Origin of the sequence: Porcincola intestinalis, assembly GCF_009696445.1 — a bacterium.
GTDB lineage: Bacteria > Bacillota > Clostridia > Lachnospirales > Lachnospiraceae > Porcincola > Porcincola intestinalis.
In genome coordinates, this window is the sequence record NZ_VULZ01000008.1 from 85,135 (window position 1) to 102,902 (window position 17,768).

Annotated in this window: 13 protein-coding genes; 11 read left to right on the forward strand and 2 right to left on the reverse strand. The window is 55.4% G+C overall.

What is annotated here, in order from left to right:
- The first annotated feature begins 30 nt into the window (after positions 1-30).
- From FYJ35_RS08635 to FYJ35_RS08650, 4 genes are all read left to right on the forward strand, one after another.
- Positions 31-1,422 carry an MATE family efflux transporter gene (locus FYJ35_RS08635; RefSeq protein ID WP_154525570.1) on the forward strand — a complete coding sequence of 464 codons (1,392 nt, stop codon included), beginning with the start codon at positions 31-33 and terminating at the stop codon, positions 1,420-1,422.
- 179 nt (positions 1,423-1,601) lie between these two features.
- Positions 1,602-2,396 carry a tRNA (guanosine(37)-N1)-methyltransferase TrmD gene (trmD, locus tag FYJ35_RS08640; RefSeq protein WP_154525572.1) on the forward strand — a complete coding sequence of 265 codons (795 nt, stop codon included), beginning with the start codon at positions 1,602-1,604 and terminating at the stop codon, positions 2,394-2,396.
- Between the two features lie 17 nt (positions 2,397-2,413).
- A complete protein-coding gene (locus tag FYJ35_RS08645; protein ID WP_235906470.1) occupies positions 2,414-3,499 on the forward strand; it encodes an asparaginase in 1,086 nt (361 codons plus the stop codon).
- Between the two features lie 43 nt (positions 3,500-3,542).
- The gene (locus FYJ35_RS08650; protein ID WP_277067456.1) at positions 3,543-4,715 is read left to right on the forward strand and encodes a cation diffusion facilitator family transporter; all 1,173 of its coding nucleotides are present in this window, start codon (positions 3,543-3,545) and stop codon (positions 4,713-4,715) included.
- Positions 4,716-4,844: 129 nt separating this feature from the next.
- Here the strand turns inward: FYJ35_RS08650 and FYJ35_RS08655 are convergent, their stop codons facing one another.
- Positions 4,845-6,191, reverse strand: a complete 1,347-nt coding sequence (locus FYJ35_RS08655) for an MATE family efflux transporter (protein WP_154525578.1) — start codon at positions 6,189-6,191, stop codon at positions 4,845-4,847.
- Positions 6,192-6,446: 255 nt separating this feature from the next.
- On the opposite strand from FYJ35_RS08655, the gene FYJ35_RS15005 reads away from it, so the two are divergent.
- Together FYJ35_RS15005 and FYJ35_RS08670 are read left to right on the forward strand one after the other, a co-directional pair.
- Entirely contained in the window at positions 6,447-7,592 is a 1,146-nt protein-coding gene (locus tag FYJ35_RS15005) for a GNAT family N-acetyltransferase (RefSeq protein WP_205839782.1), read from the forward strand.
- Between the two features lie 51 nt (positions 7,593-7,643).
- A complete protein-coding gene (locus FYJ35_RS08670) occupies positions 7,644-8,405 on the forward strand; it encodes a UTRA domain-containing protein (RefSeq protein WP_154525580.1) in 762 nt (253 codons plus the stop codon).
- A gap of 154 nt (positions 8,406-8,559) precedes the next feature.
- Here the strand turns inward: FYJ35_RS08670 and FYJ35_RS08675 are convergent, their stop codons facing one another.
- Entirely contained in the window at positions 8,560-9,912 is a 1,353-nt protein-coding gene (locus FYJ35_RS08675) for a glutamate-5-semialdehyde dehydrogenase (protein WP_154525582.1), read from the reverse strand.
- A gap of 341 nt (positions 9,913-10,253) precedes the next feature.
- Between FYJ35_RS08675 and pckA the strand changes: the two genes are divergently transcribed.
- The 5 genes from pckA (at position 10,254) to uvrB (ending at position 17,707) form a co-directional block, all read left to right on the forward strand.
- Complete coding sequence (gene pckA, locus FYJ35_RS08680; protein ID WP_154525584.1) at positions 10,254-11,861, forward strand: phosphoenolpyruvate carboxykinase (ATP); 1,608 nt, start codon at positions 10,254-10,256, stop codon at positions 11,859-11,861.
- A gap of 128 nt (positions 11,862-11,989) precedes the next feature.
- Positions 11,990-12,166: a hypothetical protein gene (locus tag FYJ35_RS08685; protein WP_154525586.1), complete on the forward strand. Its 177-nt coding sequence runs from the start codon at positions 11,990-11,992 to the stop codon at positions 12,164-12,166.
- A 32-nt stretch (positions 12,167-12,198) separates the two neighbouring features.
- Positions 12,199-14,322: a glycogen debranching protein gene (locus tag FYJ35_RS08690; RefSeq protein ID WP_154525588.1), complete on the forward strand. Its 2,124-nt coding sequence runs from the start codon at positions 12,199-12,201 to the stop codon at positions 14,320-14,322.
- Positions 14,323-14,370: 48 nt separating this feature from the next.
- Positions 14,371-15,567 carry a tRNA 2-thiouridine(34) synthase MnmA gene (mnmA, locus tag FYJ35_RS08695; RefSeq protein ID WP_154525590.1) on the forward strand — a complete coding sequence of 399 codons (1,197 nt, stop codon included), beginning with the start codon at positions 14,371-14,373 and terminating at the stop codon, positions 15,565-15,567.
- A gap of 157 nt (positions 15,568-15,724) precedes the next feature.
- Positions 15,725-17,707 (forward strand): excinuclease ABC subunit UvrB, encoded by a 1,983-nt coding sequence (uvrB, locus tag FYJ35_RS08700; protein WP_277067462.1) that lies wholly within the window; start codon positions 15,725-15,727, stop codon positions 17,705-17,707.
- Positions 17,708-17,768 lie beyond the last annotated feature (61 nt).

Sequence of the window (17,768 nt, forward strand, 5' to 3'; positions counted from 1 at the left end):
AGGAGCGGCACAAAGGGGTGCCGGTTGAGTATGAGGGGACAAGTGCGCAGACAGGATGAGACGCAACAATACAATGGCATCACGCAGGGCGTGATCTGGCAGCAGCTTCTGATCTTTTTCTTCCCGCTGCTGTTCGGCACATTCTTTCAGATGCTGTATAATACGACCGACGCGGTGATTGTCGGTCGGTTTGTCGGGACGGTCGCCCTGTCAGCGATCGGAGGCGCGGCATCGCAGATCGTCAATGTGATTGTCGGCGCTTTTCTGGGGCTGGCTTCAGGTGCGTCCGTCGTCATTGCTCAGTACTTCGGGGCTAGGGATGATGAGAAGGTATCAGCGTCGGTTCATACCTCGATTGCGATGTCTGTGTTATTCGGCGCAGTATTTATGGTGGCAGGGATCCTGCTGGCGGACCCCATGCTGAAGGGCATGAATACGCCGGCAGATTCATTTGCAGACTCCAGAATCTACATGCAGATCTATTTTGCCGGGATGGTGCCGAACCTGATCTACAACATGGGCGCCGGGATTCTCCGGGCAATCGGCGATTCAAAGCGGCCGTTGTACTACCTGATTGTGTCCTGCCTTGCAAACATCGGACTCGATCTTCTGTTTGTTGCGGGATTGAAAATGGGCGTGTTCGGGGCTGCTCTGGCGACGATTCTCTGCCAGCTCCTCTCGGCGATCCTGGTGATGCAGTGCCTAATGAAGAGCCGGGAGAGCTATGGCGTCCGGCTTCGGGAGATCCGGATCAACAGACGCCAGATGACCCGGATTCTGCAGATCGGGATTCCTGCGATGGTGCAGTCACTGTCATACTCGATCACGAATGTCATTCTGCAGGCGGCTGTCAACGGGTTCGGAACGAATTATGTGGCAGCCTGGGCGGCCTGCGGCAAGGCGGACCAGGTTTTCTGGATGACCAGCAATTCGTTCGGTGTGGCTGTGACGACCTTCATCGGGCAGAATTATGGAGCCGGAAAGATGAAACGCGTCCGCAGGTGCATTCGTGAATCGCTGATCATCGATACGATCATTACGATCTCGCTCTCTCTGATACTCTGGTTCATGGCAGATATCCTGATCGGGCTGTTCACGACGGACCGGACCGTCATCGGACTTGGAAGGATGATGATGCACTTCTTCGTTCCATGCTACGTGACCTTTATTGCGATTGAAATCTTTTCGGATGTGCTGAGAGGCCTGGGAGATTCATTTGCACCGATGGTCATCTGTGTATCGGGGATCTGCGTGCTGCGGGTTCTGTGGGTTCTGATCGCGACGCGGGTCTGGCCGCAGTTCTCCACCCTGATGTGGAGCTATCCGGTGAGCTGGGTGCCGACCGGCATCCTGCTGGTGCTGTATTTCTGCCTGACGTGGGGGAGAAATGGAAAGCTGGCGGGTGCCGGAGACTCGCTCTGAACGACGGTCGAAGCGCCCGATGGACAGATCTCATATGTGTGATAGCTCATGAGAAGAAGGAGATGGCTTTATGTGGAAATTTCTTGCCTGGATGATCATACTGGACATCGCTGCCTGGGCGGTGGAGGCGCTGATCTTCTATACGCCGCGGCACGGACATCATTCCTGAGCGGACGGATATGAAGATATCGGTACTGACAATTTTCCCGGAGATGTTTGACGGGTTCCTGAGGGAGCCGGTGATCGCGAGGGCGGTCAGCCGCGGGACTGCTTCGATTGAGATTGTCGACATCCGAAGGTTTGCGGGCGGAAGCTTCAGACATATCGATGATGATACATATGGAGGCGGCGCCGGCATGGTCATGCGGGCACAGCCCATTCTGGATGCGCTGATGGCTGTACAGAAAGGCAACGGGCGGGCGGAGGATCTGACAGAAGACGCGGAAGGGTATGTCTGTGTCATGACACCGGCAGGGCGGCTGTACAGTCAGCAGACTGCCAGAAGGCTGGCGGAGAAGGAGCACCTGATTCTGATCTGCGGGCATTATGAGGGCATTGACGAGCGTGTCATGCGTCATGCCGACGAAGAGATCTCCATCGGAGACTATATTCTGACCGGGGGTGAGCTTCCGGCGAAGGTTGTAATGGATTCTGTGATCCGGCTGCTGGACGGGGTTCTCAGGAAAGAGAGCACGCAGAGAGAGTCATTTGAGGAAGGCCTGCTGGAGTATCCGCAGTACACAAAGCCTCTGGTTGTGGAAGGGGAGCCGGTTCCGGAAGCGCTGCTGACAGGGGATCATCAGAGGATAGAGGCGTGGCGGCTGAGACAGTCGCTGATCAGGACCCTGAGGCGGAGACCGGATTTGCTCAGAAGGAGAGGACTGTCAGAGCGGGAACGGCACATGCTTGAGACGGAAGAGCTGACAGATGAAGAGAGACAGCTGCTTCGGACGATCCGGGAAACAGGCAGATGACGAGAGGGAATTTCCAAATGAAGCATATTCTTCTGATTGCGACCGGAGGCACCATTGCTTCCAAATATACGAAGGACGGACTCAGTCCGGCGATCACGGCAAAGGAGCTTCTGACCTATATTCCGGCAGCGGGTGCGTTCTGCCGGATCGAGACGGTTCAGCCGTTCTTTCTGGACTCGACCAATGTCGGACCGGATCAGTGGCTGATCCTTTCGGATCTGATTGAGAAAAAATACGATCATTACGACGGGTTTGTGATCTGTCATGGGACAGACACAATGGCGTACACGGCTGCCGCACTTTCCTACCTGGTTCAGAACAGCCGCAAGCCGATTGTGATTACCGGTGCGCAGAAGCCGATTGACCTGGCGGTCACGGACGCCAGGACGAATCTTCTGGACAGTCTTCGGTTTGTCTGTGATGAGCGTGCCTGCGGGGTCAACATTGTGTTTGGCGGTCAGGTGATCGCCGGGACAAGGGCAAAGAAGGAGCGCTCAAAGAGCTATAATGCATTCTCCAGCATCAACTATCCGACCATTGCGGTGATTCAGGATGACCGGATTGCCTTCTACATCGATGACAAGTTCATGATTACAAGGCCACTGAAGGTTTATCACAAGCTTGACAGACGCGTCATGCTGCATAAACTGATTCCTGGGGAGGACGGCAGCCTGATCGACCTGATGCGGAGCCGTACGGACGCTGTGATCATCGAGTCTTTTGGCGTCGGGGGACTGCCGAACTGCACGCCGGCGCAGGGTGGCACTTTGCCGGATGCGCAGGCAGAAGGCGGAACGGCGTGTGTTCCCGGCGAGGATGCGCCGGTCAGCTACGCGGATGCCATCTCCAGATACATCGCGGATGGGAAGCAGGTCATCATGGCAACACAGGTTGTCCATGAGGGCAGTGACATGTCGGTGTATGAGGTCGGAAAGACGATGAAGAGTCGGTTCGATCTTCCGGAATCCTACGACATGACACTGGAGGCCTGCGTGACGAAGACGATGTGGGCGCTTGGACAGACGAAGGATGCGGACAAGTTCCGTGAACTGTTCTACACGCCGATTGGCAGGGACTTGCTTTTTTCGCCGCTGAGACTGTGAAAGACGGGCAGAGCTGCAGGCGGACAAGAGAGGAGGAATGATTGTGTCAGTATCATTGAAGGAGTCCAGACTCGCGGCGGAGTCTGACGAGGAGAAGAATGAAAGCGAGAAGAGAGGCCGGACAATTGTCAGGACCAGCCTGATCGGGATTTTTGCCAATGTCCTGCTGGCAGGCTTCAAGGCGGTTGTGGGGGCGGCATCCGGATCTGTTGCCATCGTGATGGATGCTGTGAACAACCTGAGCGATGCGGCATCCTCGATCATTACGATTGTCGGGACGAAGCTGGCGGGACGGCCGGCAGACAAGAAGCACCCGTTCGGCTATGGCCGGATGGAGTATCTGAGCGCGATGGTGATCTCTCTGATCGTGCTGTACGCCGGCATCACATCGCTTCAGGAGTCCGTTAAAAAGATCATCCATCCGCAGACGCCGGAGTACACGGCTGTGACGCTCGTGATTGTCGCGGTGGCAGTGCTTGTGAAGATTGTGCTTGGACGGTTTGTGAAGGCGACTGGCAAGAGGGTCAACTCCGATTCGCTGGTCAACTCCGGGCAGGACGCCATCATGGATTCCGTGATCTCTGCCTCGACACTGGCGGCTGCGGCCATCTATCTGACAACGAACGTCTCGCTGGAGGCCTGGCTCGGCGCGGCAATTTCCGCTGTGATCATCAAGTCCGGAATTGACATGCTGCGGGAAACCCTCTCGGAAATCCTGGGGGAGGAAGCGAGCGCGGATCTCGCAAGAAAAATCAAAGCCGATGTCTGTTCATTTCCGGAGGTCCGGGGAGCGTACGATCTGGTCCTCAACAACTATGGACCGGATGTCTATAATGGATCGATTCATGTCGAAGTGTGCGATACGTTGAACGCAGACGAAATAGACAGTCTGACAAGGGCAATTACAGCAAAGGTCTATCAAAAGGAGGGCGTACTGCTGACCGCTATCAGTGTGTATTCTTACAATACCAAGGATCTGGAGGTCACGCAGATGCGTGATAAGCTTGTCAGCATTCTTAAGGAGAACCCCAATGTGCTTCAGGTGCATGGTTTCTATGTCGAGAAAGAGAAGAAGGCGATGCGCTTTGATATGGTTGTCAGTTTCAATGAGAAGGACCGCGGGAAGCTCTATCAGGATATGCTGAGAAAGGCCAGAGAAGCCTTCCCGGACTATCATGTGACAGCCGCGATGGATACAGACTTCTCAGAAGAATAAAGAGAATAGCAGGCGCTGCCCTCAGGCCGAGGCTCTTTGGAGCCCAGCCTGTTTTTTTATGAAGTCGACTGCTCATCATCGAGTGCGGAGCGAGATGAAGGCTAAGTCACCGTATCGAGCAGGGAAGAGTCAATCTGCTCTTTTTGATTGGATATCCTTCATGACATACAGGTATGCCAGTCCGGTGTAGACGCCGGCGGCAACCCAGGCGCTGGGATCGCTGACGGCAGCGAACAGATAAATACCTGTGTGGATGGCCAGCAGGGAGGCAACCAGACGGGCAGCCAGCTCCATTGCGCCGCCCAGCATCGGGAGCAGACCGTAGCCGCAGCCCTGCATCGTATTGCGGAAGATGAACAGCAGGGAGAGCGGAATATAGCAGAGCACACAGGCGCCGATGTACGGTGTTGCCCAGGGCAGAAGCTCCTGAATATTGGTCTGACTGTTGAAGAACAGACCGAGTGTATACGGAGTGAGGAACCAGACGATGAGGCCTTCGACAACGGAGAGCGCAGCGGAGAAGAGAGCGGCAGTCCGGACACCCTGGTGGATGCGGTCAATCCGTCCTGCGCCATAGTTCTGTCCGCTGTAGGTGGCCATGGTCTGCCCCATCGAGACCATGCTCTGCGTCATGATATTCTGGAACTTCGAAGCCGATGTAAATGAAGCTACGGCGGTCGATCCGAAGGTGTTGATTGCGGACTGCTGAATCATGGTCCCGGAGGCTGTGATGGCGAACTGGAGCGCCATCGGCAGCCCGACATGGAGCTGGAAGGCTGTATCAGTCCTGCCGATGTACCATTCTTCCCTGTGCGGGATCAAGAGCTTTTCCTTCCTGCTGATGTAGAGGAAGCAGAGGGCAGCAGAGATGGCCTGGGAAATGTTGGTCGCGACGGCGGCGCCGCGGGTCCCCATGTGGAAGACGAGGATGAGCAGAAGATCCAGGAATACGTTCAGAACAGCGGAGAACAGCAGGGTGAAAAGCGGAATCTTGCTGTTTCCGACCGCGCGCAGCAGTGAGCTGCCGAGATTGTAGAAGACGCAGCAGATAAGTCCCCACGCGATTGTGTAGATGTAGCTGTAGGCGTCCTCAAAGATGTCGGACGGCGTATTCATGAGATGCAGAATCTGTTTCATGAAGACAACAAAAATGGCGGTGACAGTGGCAGCCGTGATCAGGGCAAGCAGAACCGCATTCGCCACCGAGCGGCGGGTACGCCGTTCATCCCCGGCACCGAAGGTCTGACTGGTCAGGACGGTGAAGCCGGTCGTCAGGCCGATCGCGAATCCCTGCATCAGAAACATGATGGTGCCGGTGGAGCCGACTGCGGCCAGGGCGGTCTGCCCGACGGTCCGTCCGACAATGATGGTGTCTGCCATGTTGTAGAGCTGCTGAAATATATTCCCGAGCATGAGCGGAAGCATAAACCGGATGATGATGGAAAAAGGATTCCCTTTTGTCATGTTTGTCTGCATAAGTCTGATCCCCCTCGCATGCTGCAGAATGTTCCCCACAGTCTTCCCTTCCGGATGCGGTCTTGAATGTGGTCTTCTTTCTTTGGTAAAACAGTGGTATCTTATGGGACAGTATATAGGTTGTCAATGCAGAACTTTGACCTTTTTCAAATGCGAAATTCCATGAATTTGACATGGCAGGTGAAGAAACACATACCGGTGACCGAAGCGGATACGGACTGAAACGGCTTCTGAATGGAGAGATTGGAGAGAGCAATGAGAGAAACATCCCTTGTCTATATCGTGAAGGATGAGAAGGTGCTGATGCTGCACCGGATCCGCAAGGAGAACGACGAGAACCATGGGAAATGGATTGGCGTCGGCGGTAAGTTTGAGCAGGGGGAGTGCCCCGAGGACTGTATGCGGAGAGAGGTGCTGGAGGAAACCGGACTTCATATCGACCGGTATCGCTATTGCGGAATCGTGACATTCCAGAACGATGACGCGGAGACAGAGTTCATGCATCTGTTTCTGGTGACGGCATTTCATAAAGCAGGAGAAAATCAGCCCGGCGATGCCGGACAAAGCGCGGATGGCGAAGTCATCTCTTTTGAGGAGGGGGATCTGGCCTGGCTGCCAAAGGATCGTCTGACCCGGATTCCGCACTGGGCAGGCGACCGGATCTTCCTGTCGCTTATTTTTGCGGAGCCTGAGGTGCCGTTCTTCTCCCTGAAGCTGGTTTACAGGAAGGGGGATCTGATCCGCGCTTCCCTGAATGAGCACAATTGTCTGGTCACGGAAAGGCTGATACTGAGGCCATTTCTGGAGCGGGACGCTTGTTCCCTCTATGAGCAGGCGAAAAATCCGGCGATCGGCCTTCCTGCCGGCTGGCCGCCGCACAAAAGCCCGCAGGAGAGTCTGGGAGTCATCCGCAACGTTTTGAGCAGGCCGGAGGCCTATGCGATTGTTCTGCGCGATACCGCCGATCCGGTCGGCGCTGTCGCGCTTCAGAACTTCCGCCTCGCTGATGAAAACGGAAGCCTGCTGACCTTCTACGACGAGCGTAGGACAAAAAGCCCGCTAGTCTGTACCATGCCGGAGAGCGGAGAGGTGCAGCCGGGGGTTCAGTTTGAGGCGGAACTTGGCTACTGGCTCGGTGAGAAATACTGGGGAGCCGGTCTGATGACCGAGGCGGCGCAGGCTGTGATCGCCCATGGATTCCGGGATCTGAATCTTTCCAGAATCTGGTGCGGCTTCTACCGCGGAAATGAACGGTCAGCCGCGACGCAGAAGCGGCTGGGATTTCATTATCACCATGTAAACGGGAAGGCGGAGGTGAAGCTCCTTGGAGAAGTCCGGGAGGAGACTGTAAATGTGATGACAAGGGAAGAGTGGCTTGACGATCTTCCGCTTCGTGTATAAAATAAAAAGAGATATGTTTAAACAATCCTTTCCGCAAGGGGGAGCGTGCCGATGCCAAAATCCAAGTTTGAAGCCATATACCGGGAACTGAAGTCTGACATAGAGAGCGAGAAACTGCCGTATCAATCCCTGATGCCGTCCGAAAACCAGCTGATCATCCGGTTCAGCTGCAGCAGAAATACCGTCCGCAGGGCGATTGCCATGCTGGCGGAGGAAGGATACGTTCAGCCGATGCATGGGAGAGGGGTCCGCATCATTTACACCAGATCGGAAAAGCCCTCGTCCTTCCTGATCGGCGGAATCGAAACATTCCGGGAATCCGCACAGCGGAACAACCTGAAGACAACAACGAAGCTTGTGCTGTTCACGGAAATTACGGCGGATGATCATGTCGCGAGGCGGACGGGCTTTCCGGTTGGGAAGGAGCTTTACTTTGTGCAGCGTGTCCGGCTGCTGGACGGGGAACCGTGCATCTTTGATGTCAGCGTCCTTGACAAGAGTCTTGTGCCGGGGCTGACGAAGGAGATCTGCGTTCATTCCATCTATCAGTATATTGAGAAGCAGCTGGGCATGCAGATTGTGATGAGCAAGCGCCAGATCACCGTCGAGCGGGTCACGCAGGTTGATGAGGAAAACCTGGTGCTGAACGGATATGACTGCCTCGGTGTGGTGACCGGACAGACATTTAACTCGGAGGGCGTGATGTTCGAGTATACGGAATCACGGCACCGCCCGGATTACTTCTGCTTCCAGACGACGGCGATCCGCCACAAGGAGAAGATGGAGGATACCAGCTTCATGGAGGGGCACTGAGCAGAGACAGGAAACCACCGTATTACACCATATTTATATAGAATAAAGGCTTGATATATTGAGAAGGCGGGGAGATCGGATCAGTCCGAATCCCCGCCTTTTCCGGTCCTGTCTGAAAAGCTGGACCTGGATGGATACAGGATGGTGCTCAGTTTCAGCTCAGGGGCAGGTCCTTGAAATGAAATGACTTTGCGCCGGAAGCGTAGTCACCGACGATCTGGCCGGAGCCGTACAGCCGGTATTTGTATGTGACGAGCCCGTCCAGACCGACCGGCCCGCGGGCGTGGAGTTTTCCGGTCGAGATCCCGACCTCGGCACCGAAGCCGTAGCGGAACCCGTCGGCAAAGCGGGTCGAGCAGTTGCGGTAGACGCCGGCGGAGTCCACAAGGGACATGAACTTTTCACCGGCGGCATCATCCTCCGTGACGATGCAGTCCGTGTGGTGGGAGCCATAGCGGTTGATGTGCGCCGCGGCTTCCTCGACAGAGTCAACCAATTTTACAGCGAGGATGAGATCCAGATATTCTTTGTGGAAATCGGTGTCCTGCAGGATATCTTCGCTGTGGATGGTGCCGTCCGGAAGGCCTGAGGAAAGGCTGGAATCGCATAGCGTTTTCACTGGCCTTCGCAGAATCTGCGCGACCTCCTCTGTTCCTCTCAGCCGGACACCAGCCTCTGCGAGTGCCTTCGCGGCAAGGGGGAGAAATGTCGGTGCAATCTTTCGATTGACGAGCAGCGTTTCTGCAGCGTTGCAGGCCGCCGTGTACTGCGTTTTCGCATCGATGAGGATCGGTATGGCTTTTCTGAAATCTGCATGCTCGTCCACATAAATGCTGCAGATGCCATCGGAGTGCCCCATGACCGGAATCCTTGTGTGTTCCATAATATATCGGACAAACTGGTTGGAGCCTCTCGGAATCAGCAGATCCACGCAGTCATCGCATTCCAGCAGTTCATCAATCTCGCTGTGTGCGGAGGCCTGGAGCAGGCAGCTTTCCGGAAGCCCGGCGGAGACGGCGGCCTGGTGGATGAGGTCGAAAAGAATTTTATTCGTGGAGGCCGTTTCCTTCCCGCCCTTCAGGACAGCACAGTTCCCGCTCTTGATGCAGAGGCAGCTGATCTGGACAAGAGCATCCGGTCTGGCTTCAAAGATGATGCCGATCACGCCGATCGGCACGGTCACGCGGCGGAGAATGAGACCAGCGTCAAGTTCCCGGTTTAGGGTGACACGGCCGACCGGATCCGGGAGGGAAAGCAGACTGTCGATTCCGGCACAGACATCCGCAAGCTTGTGCGCGTCGAATTTCAGCCGTTTTCTTACAGCCGGAGCGATCTGCTGGGCATCGGCACGGCAAAGATCCTCCTCATTGGCCCTGAAGATTGCTTCTTTATTCTGAAGAAGGGACTCCTTCACGGATTGGAGCGCCCGGTCCCGGAGACTGAGCGGAGAGGCTGCCATCTGCGGACTTGACTGTTTCATGAGCTGGACGTGTTCCCGGATTCCCATATCGATCCTCCTGCATATGATCAGACGGACAGGTACATTTCTCTGCGGGTCTGTCTGAATACCTGTGTGCACCCGGCGGTTTCCTGCAAGGTGAAATGCTGTAGCTGAGGTTACTATACCACACCGGGGCAGAACCAGGAGACCGCTGCCTTTTGATTTTCAGCTGGAAATCACAGAATATCCACGGAATCTTCGTTTTGTTCCGTCTTGTATTTTGTATCAAAGAAGGTGCAGGATGTTGATTTATAGGCTTTTGTTCTGTATAATACAGTCGGTCAGGGACAGAAAACGATGCCCCTGAATGCTGCAAACGTAATCGTCTTAAGAAAAGAGGTTCTGCAATGGCAAATATTGATCTGTCTCAGTATGGCATTGAGAATGTCAAGGAGGTTGTTTACAACCCGTCCTACGAGCTGCTCTTTGAGGAGGAGACCAAGCCGGGACTTACCGGTTTTGAGAAAGGCGTGGAGAGTGAGCTTGGCGCAGTTGACGTCAAGACTGGTATCTTCACCGGACGTTCTCCGAAAGACAAGTACATCGTCAAGGATGCACAGTCCGAGAACACTGTATGGTGGAACACACCGGAGTATCCGAATGATAACCATCCGATGAGCGAGGAGACCTGGGCGACTGTCAAGGAGATCGCGAAGAAGGAACTGTCCGGAAAGAGACTGTTCGTCGTCGATGGTTTCTGCGGCGCAAACAAGGATACCCGCATGGCAATCCGCTTTATCGTCGAGGTTGCGTGGCAGGCTCATTTCGTCAAGAACATGTTCATCAGACCGACGGAAGAAGAGCTGAAGGATTTCAAGCCGGATTTCGTCATTTACAACGCTTCCAAGGCGAAGGTTGAGAACTACAAGGAGCTGGGACTCCGCAGCGAGACCTGCGTTGCCTTCAACGTTACTTCCCGTGAGCAGGTTATCATCAACACCTGGTACGGCGGAGAGATGAAGAAGGGTATGTTCTCCATGATGAACTACTATCTGCCGCTGAAGGGCATTGCTTCCATGCACTGCTCTGCAAACACAGACCTGAACGGCGAGCACACCTGCATCTTCTTCGGTCTGTCCGGAACCGGCAAGACCACGCTTTCCACCGACCCGAAGAGACTGCTGATCGGCGATGATGAGCACGGATGGGATGACAACGGCGTCTTCAACTTCGAGGGCGGCTGCTACGCAAAGGTCATCAACCTGGACAAGGACGCTGAGCCGGATATCTACGGCGCAATCAAGAGAGATGCGCTTCTTGAGAACGTCACGGTTGATGAAAAGACCGGAAAGCTTGATTTCGCTGACAAGAGCGTGACCGAGAATACCCGTGTCTCCTACCCGATCTATCACATCGAGAAGATCGTAAAGCCGATTTCCCATGGCCCGGCAGGCGAGAACGTCATCTTCCTGTCCGCTGATGCATTCGGTGTTCTTCCGCCGGTTTCCATCCTGAACGCTGAGCAGACGAAGTACTACTTCCTGTCCGGCTTCACTGCAAAGCTTGCAGGAACCGAGCGCGGTATCACTGAGCCGACCCCGACCTTCTCCGCTTGCTTCGGACAGGCATTCCTGGAGCTGCATCCGACAAAGTATGCAGAGGAGCTTGTCAAGAGAATGGAGAAGTCTGGTGCAAAGGCATACCTTGTCAACACCGGCTGGAACGGAACCGGCAAGCGTATCTCCATCAAGGATACCCGTGGAATCATCACAGCGATCCAGAGCGGCGCTGCTCTGAAGGCTCCGACCAAGACGATCCCGTACTTCGATTTCGTTGTTCCGACAGAGCTTCCGGGTGTTGATCCGGCGATCCTTGATCCGCGTGACACCTATGCAAACCCGGCTGACTGGGATGCAAAGGCAAAGGATCTTGCTGAGAGGTTCATCAAGAACTTCCATAAGTATGAGAACAATGAGGCCGGCAAGGCACTTGTTGCTGCAGGACCGAAGCTGTAATTTGAAAGACAGATCAGCACAGGAGGGAGATCCCTGCTGAGCATGAAGATGAGAGAAACCCGGGTGAGTCATCATCCGGGCTTCTTTTTGCGATGGCGGTTTCTCTTCATCGGGTTACGGAGCACAAGATGACGGCGGAGTTTCCGAATCGAGAAGGAAATTCCTGCAGTGGACAAGGCGGCCGCCGGAACCGGTGGGTCGAGCTCCGGAAAAGCGGCTCTGTCCGGCTGGACAAGCTGGGACAAGCTGTACAGGAGGTCTGGGCGGATCTGCTGATTGTGTGCTATACTGTCGTGACAGACTGACTAGGCAAGACAAAAGAAAGAGATGAGATGTTATGGCGGATCAGGATCAGAATACCAGGAGCGTCACACTGCACCCGCTTGATTCGGCGTCCGGATACCCGGTATGCCCGGGCCTGTTTGACCGTAACGGAGCGGTACCGCTTGGCTATGAAGGAGCTGTAAGCTTTACGGTCCATTCAGCCGGGGCAACAGCCGTGACACTGCTGCTGTATCACAGAGGAGAAGAGAAACCATACTCTGAGATCGTGTTTCCTAAGACATATCGGATCGGATCAGTCTGGTCGATGGTCGTGTTCGGCCTTGATATTTCCAGGTTTGAGTATTCATATTCAGTGGACGGACCATGGAACCCGGAGAAGGGACTGCTGTTCGACCGGCAGCATGAGCTGCTCGACATCTATGCGAAGGCCGTGACAGGGCAGCGGATCTGGGGGAAGAAGGACGATGTGCCGAAGTACCGTGCGCGGGTTGTCCGGACATCCTATGACTGGGACAATGACCACCAGTCTGTTCCGATGGAGGATCTGGTGATCTATGAGCTCCATGTGCGCGGCTTCACGATGGGAAAGAGCGCCGGCGTGACGGCGCCAGGTACATTTCAGGGACTCCGGGAAAAAATCCCGTATCTGAAGTGGCTCGGGATCACGGCAGTGGAGATGATGCCGATCTTCGAGTTTGACGAGATGCAGAACTGCAGGCACTTTGATGGAAAGGAACTGATCGATTACTGGGGATATAACACAGTCAGCTATTTTGCTCCCAATACGAGCTATTGCTCGGAGCAGGAGTACAACCACGAGGGGGATGAGCTGCGGTCGCTGATCCGTGATCTTCATGCGGCCGGCATCCAGGTCATTCTGGATGTGGTGTTCAACCATACCGCGGAGGGGAATGAAGACGGGCCTTTCATATCCTTCAAGGGATTCGATAACAACATCTACTATATGCTCACGCCGGATGGAAATTACTACAATTTCTCCGGCTGCGGGAACACCGTCAACTGCAATCATCCGGTTGTCCAGGAGCTGATCGTGGAATGCCTGAGGTACTGGACGGTCAACTACCATATCGATGGATTTAGATTCGACCTGGCCAGCATCCTTGGACGCAATGAGGATGGTTCCCCGATGGAATATCCGCCGCTTCTGTACCGTCTGGCTCGGGATCCGCTGCTGTCCGGCGTCAAGCTGATCGCGGAGGCCTGGGATGCGGGCGGCATGTACCAGGTGGGAAGCTTTCCGGCCTGGAGCAGATGGGCAGAGTGGAACGGAAAGTACCGGGACGCGCTCCGGTCGTATCTGAAGGGAGATATCTGGATGGCGCCGGAGGCGGCGAAGCGAATGATCGGGTCTCCGGATCTGTATTCGGACAAGCCGGCGGAACAGGGCAGGAGCCCGAGAGGATATCTCGGATACAATTCGTCCGTCAATTTCATTACCTGCCATGACGGCTTTACGCTGTACGACCTGTATGCGTACAACGGCAAGCACAATGAGGCAAACGGCTGGGGCAACTCGGACGGCGCGGATGATAACAGAAGCTGGAACTGCGGCGAGGAAGGACCGTCTTCAAATCCGGAGATCGAGAAGCTCCGTACCCGGATGATGAAGAATGCGATGGGAATCCTTCTGATGAGCCGGGGGACGCCGATGTTTCTGGCAGGAGATGAGTTTGCGAACACGCAGTTCGGCAACAACAATGCCTACTGCCAGGACAATGAGATCAGCTGGCTGGACTGGAACTATTGTGACAAGAACAGGGATATCCTGGAGTTTACAAAAGGAATGATCGCATTACGGAAGCAGCATGACTGCATCCGAAGGGACTTGAAGGCTGCAAAGTGCGGCTTTCCGAACATATCCGTTCATGCGGGGACACCCTGGAACGCCCTGATTACGAAGGATACGAAGGCCATGTATGTGGTCTATGCCGGGTATGACGAGAACACCAGAGATGACGACATTGTCTGCGTCTGTCTGAATGTCTGGTGGGAAGGCGTGGAGATCCAGCTTCCGGATCTGCCGGAGGGAAAGAGCTGGCACCTGGTTGTCTCGACGGCCGGGGAGGAGCGCGGGATGGCCTGGAAGCGGGTTGTCATGCAGCCAAGATCGCTGGCAGTGCTGGTGGCGGAATCGTATATACCGCCGCAGCGTTAACGGGACGGGGACAGCGTGAGATGTCCGGACAGGCAACAGGAGAGGGATATGTCTGAGAAAGAGCATGCAGAGAAGAGAGCGCTGATTGCGATGAGCGGCGGGGTGGATTCCTCCGTCGCGGCAGCCCTGATGCTGAAGAGGGGATATAAGTGCATTGGTGTCACCATGAAACTCTATTCAAATGAGGATATCGGGGTGTGCCGGACGCATACCTGCTGCAGCCTGGATGACGTGGAGGATGCGCGGGCCGTTGCCGGGCGGCTGGGGATGCGGTACTATGTCTTCAACTTCGCGGATGATTTTCAGGCGAAGGTCATCGATAAATTTATCCGGACATATGAGGAAGGCGGAACACCGAACCCGTGTATCGATTGCAATCGATATATGAAGTTTGACAAGCTGTATGACCGGGCGAGGGAGCTGTCCTGCGATACCATCGTGACCGGCCATTACGCCAGGACGCATTACGACGAAAAGAGCGGGAGGTGGCAGCTTCTGAGGTCGGAGAATCCGGCCAAGGATCAGACCTATGTGCTGTACGCGATGACGCAGGATCAGCTCGCGCATACCGTTTTCCCGCTTGGAAGCTACAGGGATAAGGAACAGGTAAGGCAGACGGCGGAGGAATATGGCTTTGTGAACGCGCAGAAGCCGGACTCGCAGGATATCTGCTTTGTTCAGAATGGAGACTACGGAGATTTCATCGAGCGGCAGACCGGGCATACCTATCCGCACGGCAGATTTGTGGACGAGGATGGAAGGGTGCTGGGCGAGCACAAAGGACTGATCCGTTATACCATCGGACAGCGAAAAGGGCTCGGACTGGCGCTTCCTCATCCGATGTATGTCAAGGCCAAGGATATGGAGAAGAACGAGGTGATTCTCTCTGAGAACAGCGGGCTGTATTCCAGCCGCCTGGAGGCCGGGGATTTCAACTGGATCTGGTGGCCGGGTGCGGAGAAAACCTGTCATTTCGAAGACATCGAAAGCGGAACAGAACAGCAGGACGCCGGGGGTTGTGCCGGACAGAAGCGCCCGGCACCCGGTACAGTGCTTCGCGCAACGGCGAAGCCACGCTACCGTGCCGTGGAGGCTGCCGGCACAGCAGTCGTTCTGGATGACGGCGGTGTTTCATTTACCTTTGACGAACCGCAGAGGGCGCTTACACTCGGACAGGCGCTCGTTCTGTATGATGGCGAGCGCGTGATCGGCGGCGGAACCATCACCAGAGTGCCGCGCACATAAGAATGGCAGGCGGCGCAGAACCTCTATACGCGCAGGGCGGATCGACTGCGAGGCGTTGCCAGATCGAGAGCATGTGTATGCGCAAGAGAAATCGTGACAGCGCGGCAGACATGTCCACGTATGCGCCAGGACATAAACAGGCAGAAGGAGGATGTGCATGGATTTCAGGCTTCACGCACCCTATCAGCCGACCGGAGATCAGCCGGAGGCGATCAGGGAACTGGTGGAAGGCTTCCGGGAAGGCAACCAGATGGAGACCCTGCTCGGCGTGACAGGCTCCGGAAAGACCTACACGATGGCGAATGTCATCCAGCAGCTCCAGAAGCCGACGCTGGTCATTGCGCACAACAAGACGCTGGCCGCGCAGCTCTACGGCGAATTCAAGGAGTTCTTTCCGGAGAACGCCGTCGAGTATTTTGTCTCCTACTACGATTACTACCAGCCGGAGGCATATGTGCCGCAGACAGACACGTATATCGAGAAAGACTCGATGATCAACGATGAGATCGACAAGCTGCGCCTGTCGGCAACCGCCTCGCTGACGTCCAGAAACGATGTGATTGTCGTCAGTTCGGTCTCCTGTATCTACGGTCTGGGCAGTCCGATCGACTTCAAGGAGATGGCGCTCTACCTTCGGCCAGGCGAGGAGCGGGACCGGGACGAGGTCATGAAGAAGCTGATCAGTCTTCACTATGACCGCAACGAAATGGATTTCCACCGGTCTACATTTCGCGTGAAGGGGGATACCCTCGACATCTTTCCGGCCGATACGGATGAATATGCGTACCGGGTGGAGTTCTTCGGGGACGAGATCGACCGGATCTGCGAGATCGATCCCCTCACCGGACAGGTTCGGCGGGAACTGAACTTTATCGCTGTCTTTCCGGCATCCCACTACGTGATGCCGCAGGACAAGATTGTGAAAGCGACAGAGAGCATCAAGGCGGAGCTCGAGGAGCGCGTGAAATATTTCAAGTCGGAGGACAAGCTGCTGGAGGCGCAGCGCATCGCCGAGCGGACGAACTATGACATCGAGATGCTTCGGGAGACGGGTTTCTGCACCGGGATCGAGAACTACTCCCGCCATATGGAAGGCCGGGAACCGGGCTCGCCGCCGCAGACGCTGATGGATTATTTCCCGGACGAGTTTCTGATCATCATCGACGAGTCCCACATGACGCTGCCGCAGATCAACGCGATGTACAACGGCGACAGAAGCCGGAAGCAGACGCTGATCGACTATGGATTCCGCCTTCCGAGTGCACTTGACAACCGGCCGCTGAAATTCGAGGAGTTCGAGAACAAGATTGACCAGATCCTGTTCGTGTCCGCAACGCCAGGCCCGTATGAGAAGGGGCACGAGATGCTGCGTGCCGAGCAGATCATCCGGCCGACGGGGCTTCTGGACCCGAAGATTGATGTCCGCCCGGTCAAAGGACAGGTGGATGACCTGATTGCAGAGATCCGGAAGGAGACGAAGAAGGGGAACAAGGTGCTTGTGACGACCCTGACGAAGCGGATGGCTGAGGACCTGACCCAGTATCTCAGGGAGGCGGACATCCGGGTCCGGTACCTGCATTCCGACATCGATACGCTGGAACGCTCGAAGATCATCCGCGACATGCGGCTGGATGTCTTCGATGTGCTGGTCGGCATCAACCTCCTCAGAGAGGGGCTGGATATTCCGGAGATCACGCTGGTCGCGATTCTGGACGCGGACAAGGAGGGCTTTCTCCGCTCGGAGACATCGCTGATTCAGACAATCGGCCGGGCGGCCAGAAATGCGGAAGGCCATGTCGTTATGTACGCGGATACGATGACCGATTCCATGAAGGCGGCCATCGGGGAGACAAACCGCAGGCGGACAGTCCAGCAGCGGTACAATGAGGAACATCACATCACGCCGACAACGATCAAAAAGGCAGTCCGCGACCTGATTGCAGTGTCAAAGGACATCGCAAAGAAGGAGAAGGACTGGGAGAAGGATCCGGAGTCGATGTCAAAGAAGGAGCTTGGCCAGTTGATCGACAGTGTTGAGAAGCAGATGAAGAAGGCCGCCGCTGATCTGAATTTCGAGGCAGCGGCAAAGCTGCGCGACAAGATGATCGAGCTGAAGAAAGAGCTTCAGAAGATGGAGTAAATCGAACAAGCCTGCGGACAGAGCTTCGTGCAAATGGCATAGCTTTGAGGCAGGAATCCGG

Coding starts and splice junctions, on each gene's coding strand:
- FYJ35_RS08635 (WP_154525570.1), top strand. CDS start 31: ATGAGGGGACAAGTGCGCAGACAGGATGAGACGCAACAATACAATGGC.
- trmD (WP_154525572.1), top strand. CDS start 1,602: ATGAAGATATCGGTACTGACAATTTTCCCGGAGATGTTTGACGGGTTC.
- FYJ35_RS08645 (WP_235906470.1), top strand. CDS start 2,414: ATGAAGCATATTCTTCTGATTGCGACCGGAGGCACCATTGCTTCCAAA.
- FYJ35_RS08655 (WP_154525578.1), bottom strand. CDS start 6,191: ATGCAGACAAACATGACAAAAGGGAATCCTTTTTCCATCATCATCCGG.
- FYJ35_RS15005 (WP_205839782.1), top strand. CDS start 6,447: ATGAGAGAAACATCCCTTGTCTATATCGTGAAGGATGAGAAGGTGCTG.
- FYJ35_RS08670 (WP_154525580.1), top strand. CDS start 7,644: ATGCCAAAATCCAAGTTTGAAGCCATATACCGGGAACTGAAGTCTGAC.
- FYJ35_RS08675 (WP_154525582.1), bottom strand. CDS start 9,912: ATGGGAATCCGGGAACACGTCCAGCTCATGAAACAGTCAAGTCCGCAG.
- pckA (WP_154525584.1), top strand. CDS start 10,254: ATGGCAAATATTGATCTGTCTCAGTATGGCATTGAGAATGTCAAGGAG.
- FYJ35_RS08685 (WP_154525586.1), top strand. CDS start 11,990: ATGACGGCGGAGTTTCCGAATCGAGAAGGAAATTCCTGCAGTGGACAA.
- FYJ35_RS08690 (WP_154525588.1), top strand. CDS start 12,199: ATGGCGGATCAGGATCAGAATACCAGGAGCGTCACACTGCACCCGCTT.
- mnmA (WP_154525590.1), top strand. CDS start 14,371: ATGTCTGAGAAAGAGCATGCAGAGAAGAGAGCGCTGATTGCGATGAGC.
- uvrB (WP_277067462.1), top strand. CDS start 15,725: ATGGATTTCAGGCTTCACGCACCCTATCAGCCGACCGGAGATCAGCCG.